Raw genomic sequence first — 14,904 nt, forward strand, 5'->3', positions numbered from 1 at the left:
TTGGTTGAGGGGTCGTTACTTGGAAGAATCGAAAAGCGAGGTTGCGAGGTAGGAGCCCTCGGCCTCGTCGTAGCTGACGATCACCACCTCGGACCCGCGCGGCAGTTCGGCCGCGCCTTCCGAGAGGCGGCAGGTCAGGAGGGCCGGAGCACCGTTGTCACGATGGACCTCTACCTGGCCGATCTTTTCGCTGAGGGTCAGCGAGCGGACGATACCGACCTCGCCGATCACCGGCTTGGTGTCTTCGGCCTTCTTCAGCCGGATCATCAGCGGACGCAGCGGCTGCGTGACCGCCTTGGTCGCCACGCTCGCGGCGATAAACGACCCAAGCAGCAGGAGGAATCCGAGCCACATCGAGTGGCCGGCATTCAGGTAGTAGTTGGAAAGGATCTGAGCGGCCCACGTGAACAGGATCACCAGGCTGAGCACGATCGTCAGCGGGATCGCGTCGGCATTCACAAACCGAAGCGTGCCGCCGAGCAGCCCGTGGAACAGATTGCTGCCGTCGACTTCTGCATCGAGGTCGGTGTCGACATCCAGATCGACGTCAAAGGCGTCCACCGCCATCCCGCCGAACAGGACGATGATCCAATAAAGAAACAGCACCCCCATCGCCACCGTCATCGGCAGGTTGTAGGGCAGCATCATGTGCTCGAAGAGTTCCTTCACGACAGTCGCATCCCAGCGGAAAGCCCGTGCACCAACCACTACAAAAGACGAAGCCGTTCGGAAGAGGCAGGAGTGTGCCGCCCGGGAAGTATTCCTGACCTTCGGGACTCCCTAACATCAAGCCTCGGGAAACTCTTCCGTCACGTCCCGCCATGCGACACCCCGGACATCGGGCAGGGACTTGGCGTCTTCACCAAAGCGCAGGAAGGCAAAGACGACCTGGGCTTCCTCGAGGTGGTCGCGCTCGTGGATCCATGGCCCCCACTCGCCACTCCGTGGGTCCGCCTTTCCCGGATCCTCTCCGTCGCCCGGAGCCCAAGCCCGCCAGTGCCGGAAGCCGCGCGGGTCGGCATCGTTCATGATCCGGCACTCGAGCACGAGACCCGACGAACTGCCGAGCGTCTGGATGTAGTGACCGTCTTCGTGGTCGAGCACCACGAACGGATCCGGGCGTGCCGGATCGATTCCTTCGATCGCCTTGACCACCCGCTCCTCGTCAGGCTCGCCACAATGCTCCGCGTGCTGGGCGGATTCCAATCGATAGCCCGCCATCGATCAGAGGTTCCTCAGAGACTTCGCGGCATCGCTGTGCGCGGCGAAAAGCGCTGGCAGGAAGGCCGCTCCGGCACACAGCGCGAAGGCCATCACGCCGATGATCCCGATCTCGCTCGGGTTGATGTGGGCGGGCAGCACGGTGAAGCCGTTGAACGAGGCGGGGAAGGGATCGAAGCCCATCCCCCGGAAGGCCCGCTGGATCGGCTCACGGAAGTGGATCACCAACAACCCGAGTCCGACACCCAGCGCGGAGCCGGCCGCGCCCAGGATCATCCCTTGGTAAACGAAGACCCGCACAATTTGGCCGGGCGCCGCTCCAAGGGCTTTCATCACGCCGATCTCGCGACGCTTCTGGATCGTCACGGTGAACATCACCGCCGTCATCGAGAACGCCGAAACGAGGATGATGAAGGAGAGCGCGAAGTACATCATCACCCGCTGCTGCTCGATCAAGCGCGAGAAGTCGCTCATCTCCTCGATCCACGTGACCGGCTGCCATCCTTCCGGCAGCTCGCGCGCCATCCGCTCGGCGACGAGACCCGCTTGGTAGGGATCCTCCAGCCGCACCGCGATCCCCTGCACCATGTCATCGAGACCCGCGAGCTCCTGACCGAGATGGAGCGGAACAAAAACATCCGGCGTCAGTGCCATCTGCGACGACTGATACACCCCGATGATCGTCGCCTCGGTCGGCAGCACGAACTCTTCGATGCCTTGCAGCGTTTCGAGGTCCATCTCCTTGACGTCGGTCGCGTTCAGCCGGTCGAGAATGGCGAGGAACTCCTTCGGTGCCTCCTTGGTATGGCGCTGGACCCGGTTGACCGCGTCGTCCTCGGCGTCGCTGATCAGGTCGAGCGCCTCGCCGACGATCTCGGCCTCGGCTTCGCGCACGCCTTCGTAGAAAATCTGCTGCAGCGGGATCACGATCGCGTTGTAGTCCTCGCTCGACATTTCCGAGCCTTCGGCCGTCACCTTCCACTTCTCGCTCACGGCCTTGCGGACCTCGGTGAGCACCTCGGCGTACTTCTCCCGCAACGGGGGCTCCTTGGTCCGCTTGTAGGCATCCTCCACTTGCTCGACGTTCCGCAAGGTCAGGAGCTGGATCACGTCGCCCACCCCCGCGTTGAACAGCCGGGCCGTCTTCGAGGAAATCACCACCCGGTCGTCGAGGCCCATGTCCGAGGAGCTCTCCGGATAGTTCTCCAGATCGAGCATCGCCTCAATGCCGTCGACCTCGATCGGATTCGAGGTGTCGACCGCCCGGAACACGCCCGGCGAGCGGTAGCCGTTGATGTCGATCAGCATGCTGTCCTGCACGAAAGGCCCCGCCTCGACGACGCCCGGCATCTTGGCCACCTCGGCCGCCGCCTCGCGCCAGTCGGACACTGGCTGGCGGAATCCTTCGAACGGCGCGTAGTCGAGACGGACGTGGGGAATGAACCCGAGCAGCCGGCCTTTCACCTCCCGCTCGAGGCCCGAGTAGACCGACATCACGACGACCAGCACCAGCACGCCGAGCATCACGCCCGAGACGGAAATCAGCGCGACTGCCGAAAGCAGTGCCCGGCGCGGATTCAGGTAGCGCCAGGCGAGCATGAGGCTGAAGGAACGGCGGGCCATGCCCCTGCCTAGCCGCCCGTCCTCCGCCGCGCAAGCGAAGCGCCACAAACTAGCCGAGCTCGATACCCTCGGCCTTCAGCAAATGCTGGAGGGCATCTTCCATCGAGCGTCTTGCTTGGGCGGTCGTCCGGTGCAGGTAGGCGTGGACGAGCGCGTCATCCTTGTTCCGGTCTTCGCAGGCCTCGCTGTAGCTCTCGAAGGCCGAGAGTCCCTTGAGGAGCTCCGCAAGGTGGCGGGGACACTCGCAATCGACCGCCGTGCTGATGTTTGCCAGCTTCGCCAGCTGGGCGGATCCGAAGAGCCGCTCGGGGATGGCGCCGGCGTCCGGCATGTCGCTTCTGCCGGTCAAAGCTTCCAGTTGGAACACGCACTCGCGGCGCAGTCGGCCGGCATCACGCTGGCCGTGGAGCAGGATCACGTCGGGGTTGTCGCCCCGCACCGACTGCTCCAGCTCGCGAGTTGCGAAACGGTAGGCAATCAGAGTCCGCCGCGCGCCAGTCCGCTCGGCCAGAAGCCGTGCGGAATCGAGCGTTTCCTCAAACAGCGTGTCGGTCTCGATCAGTAGGAGATCGGCACCCGGAACCGCGGGTGAGTCCAGCGCGTCCTGCAAGGTCGCGAACGGACAGGACCACTCGAAATCGACTGACGAGTCATCGCCGAGCAGCGCATTGCCGGTCTCACTGACCACCAGCACGCGGCTGTCGGCGGTCGGCTGGGACCGGCGCACCACTTCGGCCTCCTCCGCCGCCAGAGAGCGCAGGCGGTCGAGAGGGTGGGCCGCGATGCGGTTGATCGCGTGACCGGCATCGGTCAGCGACCGGAGAAGCGACAGCCTCTGGAGATCCTCCCGCGTGTACAGACGACGCTTGGTCTCCGTGCGCTGGGGCTCGACCGCCCCATAGCGTTTCTCCCACATCCGGATCCGCGCTGCGGTAAGGCCGGTCCTCGCCACGACGGTCGCAGTTCCGAAAAGCTCCTCATTCGCAGATTGGTCGGACTCGATGTCACTCATGACGCCCCATCTTCGTGTTACCCACAGTATTCACAAACAAAATGTTAACAAGATGGCCAAATTGGAGGAAAACAGGGACTTTGTTCGGTTTTTGATTGCAAACAAAGCCGCTCTGTTCGTATTCCGTGCGGTGTGGTGGATGGTGCAGCTGCATTTGTTCGCTACCCCCAACCTCTCCAAATCATGTCCTACTCCCAATCCAACGACTCGCTCCGGACCTACTTCAAGGAGATCGCCAAGACCCCGCTGTTGACCCCTGAGGAAGAGCTTGAGCTCGCCAACCGGGTGATGCGGGGCGACGAGAAGGCCCGGGAACACATGATTCGAGCCAATCTGCGCTTGGTCGTGAAAATTGCCCAAGACTACGCCGGCTACGGCCTCCCCCTCGCTGATCTGATCTCCGAGGGAAACATTGGCCTGACCAAGGCGGTCGAACGTTTCGACCCGGAAAAAGGCGCCAAGCTGAGCAGCTACGCCGCCTGGTGGATCAAGCAGTCGATCAAGCGGGCCCTCGCCAACCAGAGCAAGACGGTCCGGCTGCCGGTGCACATGGTGCAGAAGATCGCCCACATGCGGAGCATTGCCCGCAGGATGGCCGAAGAACTGGGTCGCGAACCGACCAAGGACGAACTCTCCGAAGAGACCGGGATTCCGCGCCGCAAGCTTTCCGCCCTGATGCAGGCCTCGCAGCGGACGACCTCGCTCGACGCACCGCTGGCCGATGGCGAAGGCACCACCTACGCCGACGTGATCGGCGATGAACGGGCGGTCGATCCCGGCGAGGCTCTGAGCTTCAACGATTCCGCCGACCACCTTGAAGAGCTCCTCGCCACCCTCGATGACCGTGAGGCGAGAATCATCGACGCCCGCTTCGGACTGAACGGCAAGCGGCCGATGAACCTCGAAGAGATCGGTCGCGACTTCGGTCTGACCCGCGAACGGATCCGCCAGCTCCAGAACAAGGCCCTCGACAAGATGCGCCGGGCGCTGCGTCGCAAGGACAACCCGCTTCCGGCACCGGTCACCGGCCTCTTCGACGAGGACTGAACGTCGGCGCGGTCTCAGCCGCTCAGGCTCAGTCCGCGCACTTCAGGCAGATCGCCTTGAGATACTCGGCCTCGGGAAACGAGGCCGGGTGATCATCAGCATGGCGGCTCGTCCACAGCTCCTCGCAGCGGCGTCCGCTGCGCTTCGCCTCGGAGCGCACGGCCCCGAAGAATTCGTCGGCTGAAACGTGCGCTGAACAGGATGCGGCCACAAGGATGCCACCCTGGCGAACACGGGCGAGCGCCACTCCATTCAGCCGTCGATAGGCGACGATCGCCTTCTCGCGGTCCCGCTCACGCTTGGCCAACGACGGAGGATCCGAAATCACGAGATCGTAAGACGCTCCCGACTGCCCCACCCACTCGAACACATCCGCTTGGATTCCTTCGTGGATCGTCGGATCGAGGTCGGGGTTCAGTGCGAAGTTCCGGCGGGCGCTCTCCAACGCATGGGCGCTGATGTCGACGTCAACCACGCGGGTCGCTCCACCCCGGGCGGCATAGAGCGAGAAGCCGCCGGAAAAGCTGAACAGATTGAGAACCTCCCGACCTTCGGCGAGTTGTTCGACGCGCGCCCGGTTGTCGCGTTGGTCGAGAAAGAAGCCGGTCTTCTGCCCATGGACCACCGCCGCCTCGAAGCGGATCCCGTTTTCCGAGAAGACCACCACTTCGTCGCCCTGGTCCCCTTGGAAGCCGGGCACGAGACCATGCTCGGCGGTGGCGTCAGCGAGGTTCCGGCTGACCCGCAGGACCAGATAGCGCGGACCGAAAACCTCGCGTAGCACCGACTCGATCTCCGCCCACCTCTCCAGCCAAACCGCGGAGTAAAGCTTCACCACCAGCGTGTCGGCATATCGGTCCGCCACCAGCCCGGGGAAGCCTTCGCTCTCGCCATTGATGCAGCGGGCGCCGTTGGTCTTGGCGTTGAACACCTCCTCACGTCGCGTTGCCGCGTCGCGCGCGCGACCAAGCCACCAGTCACGATCGATCACCGCCGGACTGCCGGCGTGAACGACCCGCACCCGGATCGGCGAATCGGGATCGTAGAGTCCAACCGCGAGGAAGCGGTCGCGACGGTCGTACATCACCACCAGTTCGCCCGCCGAACCTTCACGGTTCTGGGACTTCACGCTCTCGGCGAACACCCATGGATGTCCCTTCCTCACCGCCGTCTCCGCACGCGGCAGCAACTGCATCCGCATTCTCGACACTCCTAGCGCGCCTCCTGACGGAAAAAGAACACCCCCCGCTTGTTGGCGATACCGATGTCGACCTGGCCGTCGCCCGTGACATCGCGCACCGTGAACTGAGTGCCGACGCCCGAAGCGTCGTCGATCCGGTGAGGCTCGAACGACACCTTGCCGGACTCGTCGTGGCTCACCCGATACCAGTAAAGGACCGGCGTACCCAAGGGGTCGATATCACCCTTCGGACCGTGGGCGAAGTAGCGCTTCCCGGTCACGATGTCGCGCTGGCCGTCGCCATCGATGTCGGCCATCTCGACCGCGTGCGGCTGGGTGAAGACCACCCCCCCGGCACTCTCCTCGGCGGTCTTGCCCATGATCGGGTGCCGCACGAAAGAGCCATCGGGCTTCTGCTCGTTCCACGCCAAGCCATGGCCGTGGGCCTCGATCGCCGTGACCACATCCGCGCGTCCGTCGCCGTTCACATCATCGACATGCATCTGCGCCCCGTTCGCCGCGAAATCCGCCGCGTGGAATGCCCACTCGGGATCGCCTTCGAGCGACTCCGGCTGCTCCCACCACCCGTGGACCATCAACAGGTCGGTCCGGCCGTCGCCATTCACATCGCCGACTCCGAGACCATGCTGGAAACGGCCCCACTTGCCGGGCGCAGAGATCGGATGGAATTTCCAAGGTGCGGCAGGGTTCCCGGGATCCGGACTCGCATAGCCGAGGCACGCGCCGCCTTCCGCCTCGACCTTGGTATGGAAAACGAGCTCGGGAGCGCCGTCCCCGGTCACGTCGACAAGCACCGGCGATTCGTTGTCGACCGACGGATAGGCGGTGTGGCGTTTCCACGGGGACTCACCGCCCTTCGAATTCTCGAACCAGAACGCTTCCTTCCCGGGGAAGGAAACGGTGAGGATGTCATCCCAGCCGTCGGCGTTGAAGTCACCGCTGAAGAGCTGGAAGCAGTCGGAGTAGGCATTGGTGCCCGAGTAGGCGCCCGCGAATCCGGCCACGCTGACCATTTCTCCCTCCGGATTCTTCGCCCGATGCGGCGCCTGGCCCGAGGGCGACTGCCGCGTGTCGGTCGCGTCGTAGGCATGGCGCTTCGAGAAATCCGGACCCTCCCACCAGTAAGGCCCCGCCGCGAGGTCCGGCTTGCCGTCGTTGTTGAAGTCGCCGAAGTCCGCGCCTTCGGCCCAGAACTCGCGGGTCAGTTCGGATTTCGCGAATCGGGGTGCGGGACGATCCGGCGCGTTCAGCGCAACCGCCAGGATCGTGCCACCGAGGAGGAACAGGGGAAGGGTTCTCATGACTGGGAGAATACGAGCCTGATCCGGGAATCCTGTGGCCGGAAGCGCGAAAGCCGGTGGAACCGGAGGAAATGGACCGCGCGAGCCCACTCGCGCATCACGGACGCCAGGATTGCGCGAGTGGGCTCGCGCGGTCCGACTCCCCGGATCCCTCCGGCCCATCACATGGAGCTTGTCGCCGCCACAACGGCTCGACCATGGTGCGACCGCATGATGAAGCGCTTTCTCACCCTGCTCGCGGTCCTCTCGACCGGCGTCCTTTTCGGTCAACCCACCGAGTCCCGGACATGGACCGCCAAGAGCGGCCACAAGGTCGAGGCCAAGGCGCTCGCCGTGGCTGAAGGCAAGGTCCGCTTCGAGCGCGCCGACGGCACCCAGGTCACCGTCGAGATCGCCAAGCTCTCCGACGACGACCAGGAGCTGCTGCGCGAGCATTTCGAGGTCGAGACGCCCGATCCGGAAGCCGCGCCGGAGGTCGAAGCGGCCGACGATCTCCCGCATCCGTTGGGTGAAACGACTGGCGAGATTTCGACCGGCGGCGAGTGGAGCTATTTCCTCTACCTTCCGAAGTCGCTGGCCAAGGGGGAGAAGCACCCGGTGATGTTCATCATGAATCCGGGCGGGGGCGGTGCCGGCACCACCAATCGCTACATCCCCGGCGCCGAGCGCAACCGGATGATCCTCGCGGTTTCGAAGCAATCGAAGAACGGCTTCGAGAAAAGCCAGGAAGCGGTCGACGCGATGATCGAGCACGTTCTCGACACCCTCCCGATCGACGGAGACCGGCTTTACACCAGCGGTTTTTCGGGTGGCTCGCGGATGGCCCTCGCCACCGCGACCAAGAACAGCGACATCACCGGCGTTCTTGCCTGTGGCGCGGGCGGATCGGTCGGCAACGCCAAGCAGGTCGTCTACGGTCTTTGTGGTACCAACTGCTTCAACCGCACCGACATGGCCCACGGCTTCAAAGGCTACCGGAACCGCGACGGCTTGCTGCGCTACTTCCCCGGCAAACACGCGTGGGCCGGCGACGAACTCATCGATGACGGCATCACCCACCTCAACGGCGTGTTCCTCCTCAGCAACGGGAAGAACTATCCCGAAGCGACCGAGCGCTACGTTCAGGACGTCATGGCCCTCGTCCGCGAATCCAAGGACACCGCGCCGATGCGCGCCTTCATGTGGACCAGCTTCCTCACCGAACACGGCGCGGAGGCCGACGGTTTGGAGGAACTCCACCGTGAACTCGGCGCCGACGAGGTGAACGAGACCTACGTGAAGGGCCTGCAGGAAATCGAGGCCTTCGCGGAGAAAAGCTTCGGCGAGGTTTCGGCGAGCCAGTGGAAAGCCGACCCGAAGGTTTCGTCGGCCTGTCTCCGGGAAGCGAAGAAGTATCCCGGCACGCCGTGGGAGGAAGTCCTCACCAAAATGGCCGAGGACGCCCAGAAATTCTGATCCGAATCGGTGGCGCGGTCGTTAGGTCATGTGTAGCTTCCAATATTCGACATGCTTCGTCCCATCACGCTGCTTGCCCTGACCGCCTTCCCACCGACAGCGAACGCCCTTTTCATCCGTTCCTACAACGCCACGGATCACAAGCGCTTCGACCCTTGGCCGGCCGCAGCCGAAAACAATACCAACCGGATCCAGTCAAATGTGGATCTCACCGGCATTGGCTACCGCTTCGGCACGTACCCGGCCCGCCAGTGCGCGCTGATTTCGCGACAGCACATCGTTTTCGCCAACCACTACTACCCGGCGGGTCTCAACAACGGCAACACGGTGCGTTTTCTCAACGCCTCGAACGAGTTCGTTGACCGGACGGCGGGTGCCGAGATCGTAATCCCGGATGGAGTCAATGACTCCGACCTGGTCATCATCGCACTCGACTCACCGATCGACGCGGACTCCGGCATCAGCCCGCTTCCTTATCTCGATTTGCCCAACCCGGTCGACTACGTCGGGCAGAATCTCATCGTCACGGGAAAATACAACGTGGGCCCTCCGGCACCGGATGGGCAATTTCCGCTGATCGGAACCGGCACGATCGCCGAAGTCGCAAGCATGTCTGAGGAAGTGGATTTTGGGGGGAGCACGGGAATGCTCACCACCCGCTACTTCCGGTTCGACTACCTTACGGCGGGATTGGGGCCCAATGACTGCCACTTTGAGTTCGGCGACTCCGGCAGCCCGTCCATTGTTCCCATTGGTAGCACCGCGGCCCTCGTCGGTGTCCATAGCGGAACGGACGACCCCATCCCCGTCGTCATCGAGAACTACGACGTCTTTATTCCGTTCTACATCGCCCAACTCGACGCCGAAATGGCCGCGATGGGCTACCGCATGAGGTCATCCGATCCTGACCCGACCACCCTTTCGACGACGACAACCATCGTTCAGCCGACGCCCCGCAAGGCACTGCCGCTCGACTTCGACTACGATCTGGAGAACACCGGCGCCAACGTGACGGGAAACGTTGAGGTCGAGTTCGGTTTCCAGCCGGGCGAGGCGCCCGACACGATCACGCCGCCCGGCGGGTGGGTCACCTACGGCTCGGGAACGAAGTGGACGTTCCGCAAGGCCACCTTCGATCCGGCGGCCACCGCCACTTTCAGCGCGACTTGGGCCGCGGCACCCTCGGTCGAAACCCTGACGGTCGATCTCGTCCGTCGCAGCGACACGACGGCGGACTTCACCCAATCGGTCGACATCGATCTCGCGCCCTCGTTCGCCGATTGGGCCAGCGGGCTTGCCGAGCCCGGCGAAACGGACGACCCGGACGACGATATGCTGGTCAACCTCCTCGAGTACGCACTCGGCGGCGATCCTGAAGACGGCAGGCTCATCTTCGAGGATGGCGGACCGCTCCAGCCGGTCATCGAGGAATCGGGAGGCACCGTCAGCATCAGCTTTCCCGAGCGCGACGATGCCGTCCTACGGGGACTATCGTACACACTCGAGTTTTCCGAATCCCTCGCCAGCTGGTCGGAAACCCCTCCGGCGGGGATCATGACCTCGACGGCTGCCTACGCGCCGGCCGTCGACGGCTTCGTCAAGCGCACCTACAGCTGGCCCGCCGACCCGCTGAAGCGGTTCGTCCGCCTGAGCGTCGAGCTCAACGAGTGACGCCATGCCCTCCGCCGGTTCGCCGATCTACTCGCTGGCCATCATCATCGGCATCGCGATCGGCGCGGCCGGTTGGTGGAAGCTCTCGAAGAACGACTCGCGGCTGCCGATCATCTACTTCGCCGGCATCGCGTCGGCCTTCCTCGGCGCCAAGCTGGCGTTCCTTTTCGCCGAAGGATGGATGTATGCGGGTCACCCGGACCGCTGGTTGGCGTGGCTTTCGGGAAAGTCCGTGATGGGTGCGCTGCCGGCAGGATGGGCTGGAGTCGAGCTCGCCAAAAAAGCGACCGGCTACCGACAGATCACCGGTGACCGCTTTGCGTTGCTGATACCCATCCCGCTCATCCTCGGCCGTGTCGGGTGCATTTCCGCCGGGTGTTGTCCGGGCATCCCGATCGGCGACGGCCGCTGGCCGGCGGTGCCGGTGGAGATCGGCTTCCAACTCGCCGCCCTCACGGGGCTGCTCGTCCTCCAATGGCGCAAACTTCTCCCCGGTCAGCATTTCCATCTCTACCTGATCGCCTACGGCACGTTCCGCTTCGCCCACGAGTTCCTGCGCGCGACTCCCAAGCCCTTTCTCGGCCTGTCCGGTTACCAGATCCTCGCGCTGGCGACCGCCATCGCGGCGGCGGTCGCCTTCCGCACCCGCGCGACGCGTTCCGGAACCCGCCGGAGCGCCATATGAAGTCTGTCGCATTCCGGGGGTTGCGAAAGACCCGATCCGGTCCCACCGTAGCGGCGACCGAACCAACAATCCGAATGAAGAAATTCCTCATTTCCCTCTTCGCCCTCTCCGCGACCGCCCTCAGCGCCGTCGCTGAGGACACCGCGACCCTCGAGCTGACCGGCAACGACCAGATGCAGTACAGCACGAAAGAGCTCTCGGTGACCGAAGGCCAGAAAGTCACCATCAAGTTCAAGCACATCGGCAAACTGCCGAAGGCGGCGATGGGCCACAACGTGGTGATCCTCAAGCCCGACACCCCGACCGCTCCGTTCGCGATGAAGTGCGCCCAAGCGGCGGCCAGCGACTACATCCCCGCGGACAAGGCTTCCACCGACCTGATCATCGCCCACACCAAGATGATCGGCGGCGGCGAGGAAACCACGGTGACTTTCACCGCTCCTGCAGCCGGCAAGTATCCTTACCTCTGCACCTTCCCCGGTCACTTCGGCGTCATGAACGGCGTGCTGACCGTCAAGGCGAAGTAAGCTTCGACTTTCCGATTCTCTGAACAAAAAGGCCGCCCGGGATCCCGGGCGGCCTTTTTCGTAAACTCATTCAGCCGGACTCAGCCTTTCGTCTTCAGCAGGTCCCGGATCTCGGTGAGGAGCTTCTCCTCGGCACTCGGCTCGGGGGGTGCCGCGGCCTCCTCTTCTTTCTTCTTCTCGAAGGCGGCCATCACCTTCTTGACCACAAGGAATACAGCGAATGCGAGCAGGACGAAGGAGATGAAGTCAGTGATGAACTGGCCGTAGGCGATCGCCACCTCCGGCTTCGCCGCGGTCACCACGGTGTCGCCTTCCTTGACCTCGGCAACGGCCGGCTCGAGGACGATCTTCAGCTTGGTGAAATCGATGCCGGCGATCAGCTTGCCGAGCGGCGGCATCAGCACGTTGTCGACCAGCGACTTCACCACCGTGCCGAAAGCGCCGCCGATGATGATGCCGACCGCCATGTCCATCACGTTGCCCTTGAAGGCGAACTCCTTGAATTCCTTGATCATAATTGTTGGGGAGGCTTCTGAACCATGCGGATTCCAGCGATTTCCCGGGATTCTGGCAACCTTTCCCTTCCCCTTTGACAACCGCGCGGACCCCGCCCACGCTCCGCCGCGAAACGCAAAACGCGAATTCCCAACTCCTCATGGCCTACGATCTCATCGTCATCGGAGGCGGACCTGCCGGCTACGTCGCCGCCATCCGCGCCGCCCAACTCGGAAAGAAAGTCGCTTGTGTCGAAGCCGACCGCGCCGGAGGCACCTGCCTGAACTGGGGCTGCATCCCGACCAAGGCATTGCTCAAAAATGCCGAGCTGTACCACACGCTCTCCCACCGCGCGAAGGAGTTCGGCTTCTCGTTCGACAACCTGAGCTACGACTGGTCCGCCGTGATCGGCCGCTCGCGCAAGGTCTCCGACCGGCTCGCCGGCGGGATCGAGTTCCTCTTCAAGAAGAACGGCGTCGAGTACGTCCGCGGCCACGGAGCCATCACCGGCCCGGGCAAGGTCGAGGTGACCGCCAAGGACGGCTCGACCTCGTCGGCTGAGGCCAAGCACATCATCGTCGCTACCGGCTGCAAGACCCGCGAGCTGCCGGGTCTGCCGATCAACGGCAAGTCGGTGATCGGCTCGAAGGACGCGATGATCCTCGAGAACCAGCCGAAGGAAATGATCATCATCGGCGCCGGCGCGATCGGCGTCGAGTTCGCCTACATCTACAACGCCTTCGGCACCAAGGTGACGATCGTCGAGATGATGGACCGCCTCGTTCCGGTCGAGGACGACGAAGTCGGCGACGCGCTGGAGAAGTCATTTATCAAGCAGGGAATCCGCTGCCTCACCGGCCACAAGGTGACCGGCACCAAGGACCTCGGCGATCGCGTCGAGATCTCGGTCGAAGGCGCCAAGGAGAACGGCACGATCTCGGCCGACGTCTGCCTGGTCGCGATCGGCGTGCAGCCGGTGCTTCCCGGCGGCGAGCAGCCGGAGCTTTCCGAGCGCGGCTACATCAACACCGATGACCGCTACCAAACCTCGATCCCGGGCGTTTACGCGATCGGGGACATCATCGGCCCGCCGTGGCTCGCGCACACCGCTTCGTTCGAGGCGATCCAGTGCGTCGAGGGCCTTTACGTCGACGGCCACACGCCGCGCAAGGTGAGCAACTTCCCCGGATGCACGTACTGCCACCCGCAGGTCGCGTCTGTCGGCAAGACCGAGCGCGCGCTCAAGGAGGAGGGAATCGAGTATACCGTCGGCAAGATCCCGTTCATGGCCATCGGCAAGGCGATCGCCGCCGGCGAACCGGACGGCTTCGCCAAGCTGCTCTACGGCAAGAAGCACGGCGAACTGCTCGGCGCCCACATCATCGGTGACAACGCGACCGAGCTGATCGCCGAGATGGGTCTTGCGCTCGACCAGGAGCTGACGATCGACGACATCCACGCGACGATTCACGCCCATCCGACGATGAGCGAGGTCATCCACGAAGCGACCCTCGCCGCCGAGGGCCACGCGATCCACTTCTGAGCCAAGCTGCGGACTCGATCCGCCGGCTCTCATGCCCGCCGGGAAACCGGCGGGCTTTTTCGTGCCCTCCCTCCATCCAGATTTCCGACCGGCGATCTTGCCGCCCCTTCCCGGCCACTGCTAGGGTCCGACCGGCATGAGCGAATGGTACTACGCCCACGGCGGCGAACAAAAGGGGCCGGTGCCGGTCTCCGAGCTCCAGCGTCTTGCTGGCAACAACGAGTTCGACCCCGTCAAGGACCTCGTTTGGCGCGAGGGCATGGACGACTGGAAGCCGGCGGAAATGGTTCCCGAACTGAAAGCCCTTTCGGGACCCGCGCCCGAGCCGGCCGCTGCGGCTCCCGCCGAAACGACTGCAGCCCCGGCCACTGCTCCGGCCGCCGCGGATCCGATGAATCCCTATGCCGCGCCGACGACCGATGCCACGGCACACGAGTCGGCGGGCGTCGGCGACGACCTGCCCACGGTCAAGCGCGCCAACTTCGTGCTGTGCGCGACCCTGCTCGTGATCGGCACGCTCGGATTCCTGGCCAGCTACGCCGCCCTCATCGTTCCGATTCTAACCAACCCGAATGACCCGTCCGCCGTCGAGTCGGTCGGCCCGATCGCAGGCATCGGATTCCTCGTCTCGCTCGCGCTGATGATGACCGGCCAGATCATGGGCATGATCTATGTCTACCGCGCCTGGGTTTTGCTTCAGCCCCACACCGCGTACTCGACGCCCGGAAAGGCGGTCGGTTTCCTCTTCATTCCGTTCTACAACCTCTACTGGATCTTCGTCGCCTACTGGCGCTGGTCCCAGGAATGGAACCGCATCGTGGTTGCGAATCCGAAACACCGGAATGCGCCGAGGATGTCCGAGGGACTGTTCATGACCTACCCGATCGTCAACCTTTCGGCGTTCGTCCTGAGCATCCTCGCGCTGCTCCCGGTGCTGGTCTTCCAGGTCATCGTGATCCGTGGCATGTGTGCCGCGATCAACTACAGTGCCGATCGCTGACTTCGAAGTCTTTCGATCTCACCAACCCGCCCCGGATTTCCGGTGCGGGTTTTTTGTTTCTCATTTCGTCTGAATAAATGTCCCGCCGCTCCGGTCGAAAGTGACGAATCCGAGAACACTGAA

14 protein-coding genes are annotated in these 14,904 nt (G+C 63.8%); 7 read left to right on the plus strand and 7 right to left on the minus strand.

Annotated features, from left to right (window positions below; all coding sequences use genetic code 11):
• Positions 1-15: 15 nt before the first annotated feature.
• From HAHE_RS07945 to HAHE_RS07960, 4 genes are all read right to left on the minus strand, one after another.
• Positions 16-669: a hypothetical protein gene (locus tag HAHE_RS07945; protein WP_338689990.1), complete on the minus strand. Its 654-nt coding sequence runs from the start codon at positions 667-669 to the stop codon at positions 16-18.
• Positions 670-786: 117 nt separating this feature from the next.
• Complete coding sequence (locus HAHE_RS07950) at positions 787-1,221, minus strand: hypothetical protein (protein ID WP_338689992.1); 435 nt, start codon at positions 1,219-1,221, stop codon at positions 787-789.
• Between the two features lie 3 nt (positions 1,222-1,224).
• Positions 1,225-2,844 carry an FtsX-like permease family protein gene (locus tag HAHE_RS07955; RefSeq protein WP_338689994.1) on the minus strand — a complete coding sequence of 540 codons (1,620 nt, stop codon included), beginning with the start codon at positions 2,842-2,844 and terminating at the stop codon, positions 1,225-1,227.
• A 49-nt stretch (positions 2,845-2,893) separates the two neighbouring features.
• The gene (locus tag HAHE_RS07960; protein WP_338689996.1) at positions 2,894-3,856 is read right to left on the minus strand and encodes a MerR family transcriptional regulator; all 963 of its coding nucleotides are present in this window, start codon (positions 3,854-3,856) and stop codon (positions 2,894-2,896) included.
• Between the two features lie 183 nt (positions 3,857-4,039).
• Here HAHE_RS07960 and HAHE_RS07965 point away from each other — a divergent pair, with 183 nt between their 5' ends.
• Positions 4,040-4,903 carry a sigma-70 family RNA polymerase sigma factor gene (locus tag HAHE_RS07965; protein WP_338689998.1) on the plus strand — a complete coding sequence of 288 codons (864 nt, stop codon included), beginning with the start codon at positions 4,040-4,042 and terminating at the stop codon, positions 4,901-4,903.
• A 28-nt stretch (positions 4,904-4,931) separates the two neighbouring features.
• On the opposite strand, the gene HAHE_RS07970 is transcribed toward HAHE_RS07965, so the two are convergent.
• A complete protein-coding gene (locus HAHE_RS07970; RefSeq protein WP_338690000.1) occupies positions 4,932-6,104 on the minus strand; it encodes a class I SAM-dependent methyltransferase in 1,173 nt (390 codons plus the stop codon).
• An 11-nt stretch (positions 6,105-6,115) separates the two neighbouring features.
• Positions 6,116-7,405, minus strand: coding sequence for a VCBS repeat-containing protein (locus HAHE_RS07975; protein WP_338690002.1), 1,290 nt, complete (start codon positions 7,403-7,405; stop codon positions 6,116-6,118).
• 210 nt (positions 7,406-7,615) lie between these two features.
• Between HAHE_RS07975 and HAHE_RS07980 the strand changes: the two genes are divergently transcribed.
• The 4 genes from HAHE_RS07980 to azu all read left to right on the plus strand — a co-directional run bounded on the left by HAHE_RS07980 (position 7,616) and on the right by azu (position 11,743).
• Positions 7,616-8,860 carry an SHD1 domain-containing protein gene (locus HAHE_RS07980; protein ID WP_338690004.1) on the plus strand — a complete coding sequence of 415 codons (1,245 nt, stop codon included), beginning with the start codon at positions 7,616-7,618 and terminating at the stop codon, positions 8,858-8,860.
• Between the two features lie 51 nt (positions 8,861-8,911).
• Entirely contained in the window at positions 8,912-10,531 is a 1,620-nt protein-coding gene (locus HAHE_RS07985) for a hypothetical protein (protein ID WP_338690005.1), read from the plus strand.
• Positions 10,532-10,535: 4 nt separating this feature from the next.
• Positions 10,536-11,216: a prolipoprotein diacylglyceryl transferase family protein gene (locus HAHE_RS07990; RefSeq protein WP_338690007.1), complete on the plus strand. Its 681-nt coding sequence runs from the start codon at positions 10,536-10,538 to the stop codon at positions 11,214-11,216.
• A gap of 74 nt (positions 11,217-11,290) precedes the next feature.
• Positions 11,291-11,743, plus strand: coding sequence for an azurin (azu, locus tag HAHE_RS07995; protein WP_338690009.1), 453 nt, complete (start codon positions 11,291-11,293; stop codon positions 11,741-11,743).
• A gap of 80 nt (positions 11,744-11,823) precedes the next feature.
• Here the strand turns inward: azu and mscL are convergent, their stop codons facing one another.
• Positions 11,824-12,258, minus strand: a complete 435-nt coding sequence (mscL, locus tag HAHE_RS08000; RefSeq protein WP_338690011.1) for a large-conductance mechanosensitive channel protein MscL — start codon at positions 12,256-12,258, stop codon at positions 11,824-11,826.
• A gap of 140 nt (positions 12,259-12,398) precedes the next feature.
• Here mscL and lpdA point away from each other — a divergent pair, with 140 nt between their 5' ends.
• Together lpdA and HAHE_RS08010 are read left to right on the plus strand one after the other, a co-directional pair.
• Positions 12,399-13,781 (plus strand): dihydrolipoyl dehydrogenase, encoded by a 1,383-nt coding sequence (gene lpdA / locus HAHE_RS08005; protein WP_338690013.1) that lies wholly within the window; start codon positions 12,399-12,401, stop codon positions 13,779-13,781.
• Between the two features lie 136 nt (positions 13,782-13,917).
• Positions 13,918-14,781, plus strand: a complete 864-nt coding sequence (locus HAHE_RS08010) for a DUF4339 domain-containing protein (RefSeq protein ID WP_338690015.1) — start codon at positions 13,918-13,920, stop codon at positions 14,779-14,781.
• The last annotated feature ends 123 nt before the right edge of the window (positions 14,782-14,904 follow it).

This window comes from Haloferula helveola (assembly GCF_037076345.1).
In the GTDB taxonomy this organism is placed as follows: Bacteria; Verrucomicrobiota; Verrucomicrobiia; order Verrucomicrobiales; family Akkermansiaceae; genus Haloferula; species Haloferula helveola.

Coding starts and splice junctions, on each gene's coding strand:
- HAHE_RS07965 (WP_338689998.1), top strand. CDS start 4,040: ATGTCCTACTCCCAATCCAACGACTCGCTCCGGACCTACTTCAAGGAG.
- lpdA (WP_338690013.1), top strand. CDS start 12,399: ATGGCCTACGATCTCATCGTCATCGGAGGCGGACCTGCCGGCTACGTC.
- azu (WP_338690009.1), top strand. CDS start 11,291: ATGAAGAAATTCCTCATTTCCCTCTTCGCCCTCTCCGCGACCGCCCTC.
- HAHE_RS07990 (WP_338690007.1), top strand. CDS start 10,536: ATGCCCTCCGCCGGTTCGCCGATCTACTCGCTGGCCATCATCATCGGC.
- HAHE_RS07980 (WP_338690004.1), top strand. CDS start 7,616: ATGATGAAGCGCTTTCTCACCCTGCTCGCGGTCCTCTCGACCGGCGTC.
- HAHE_RS07985 (WP_338690005.1), top strand. CDS start 8,912: ATGCTTCGTCCCATCACGCTGCTTGCCCTGACCGCCTTCCCACCGACA.
- HAHE_RS07955 (WP_338689994.1), bottom strand. CDS start 2,844: ATGGCCCGCCGTTCCTTCAGCCTCATGCTCGCCTGGCGCTACCTGAAT.
- HAHE_RS07970 (WP_338690000.1), bottom strand. CDS start 6,104: ATGCGGATGCAGTTGCTGCCGCGTGCGGAGACGGCGGTGAGGAAGGGA.
- HAHE_RS08010 (WP_338690015.1), top strand. CDS start 13,918: ATGAGCGAATGGTACTACGCCCACGGCGGCGAACAAAAGGGGCCGGTG.
- mscL (WP_338690011.1), bottom strand. CDS start 12,258: ATGATCAAGGAATTCAAGGAGTTCGCCTTCAAGGGCAACGTGATGGAC.
- HAHE_RS07960 (WP_338689996.1), bottom strand. CDS start 3,856: ATGAGTGACATCGAGTCCGACCAATCTGCGAATGAGGAGCTTTTCGGA.
- HAHE_RS07950 (WP_338689992.1), bottom strand. CDS start 1,221: ATGGCGGGCTATCGATTGGAATCCGCCCAGCACGCGGAGCATTGTGGC.
- HAHE_RS07975 (WP_338690002.1), bottom strand. CDS start 7,405: ATGAGAACCCTTCCCCTGTTCCTCCTCGGTGGCACGATCCTGGCGGTT.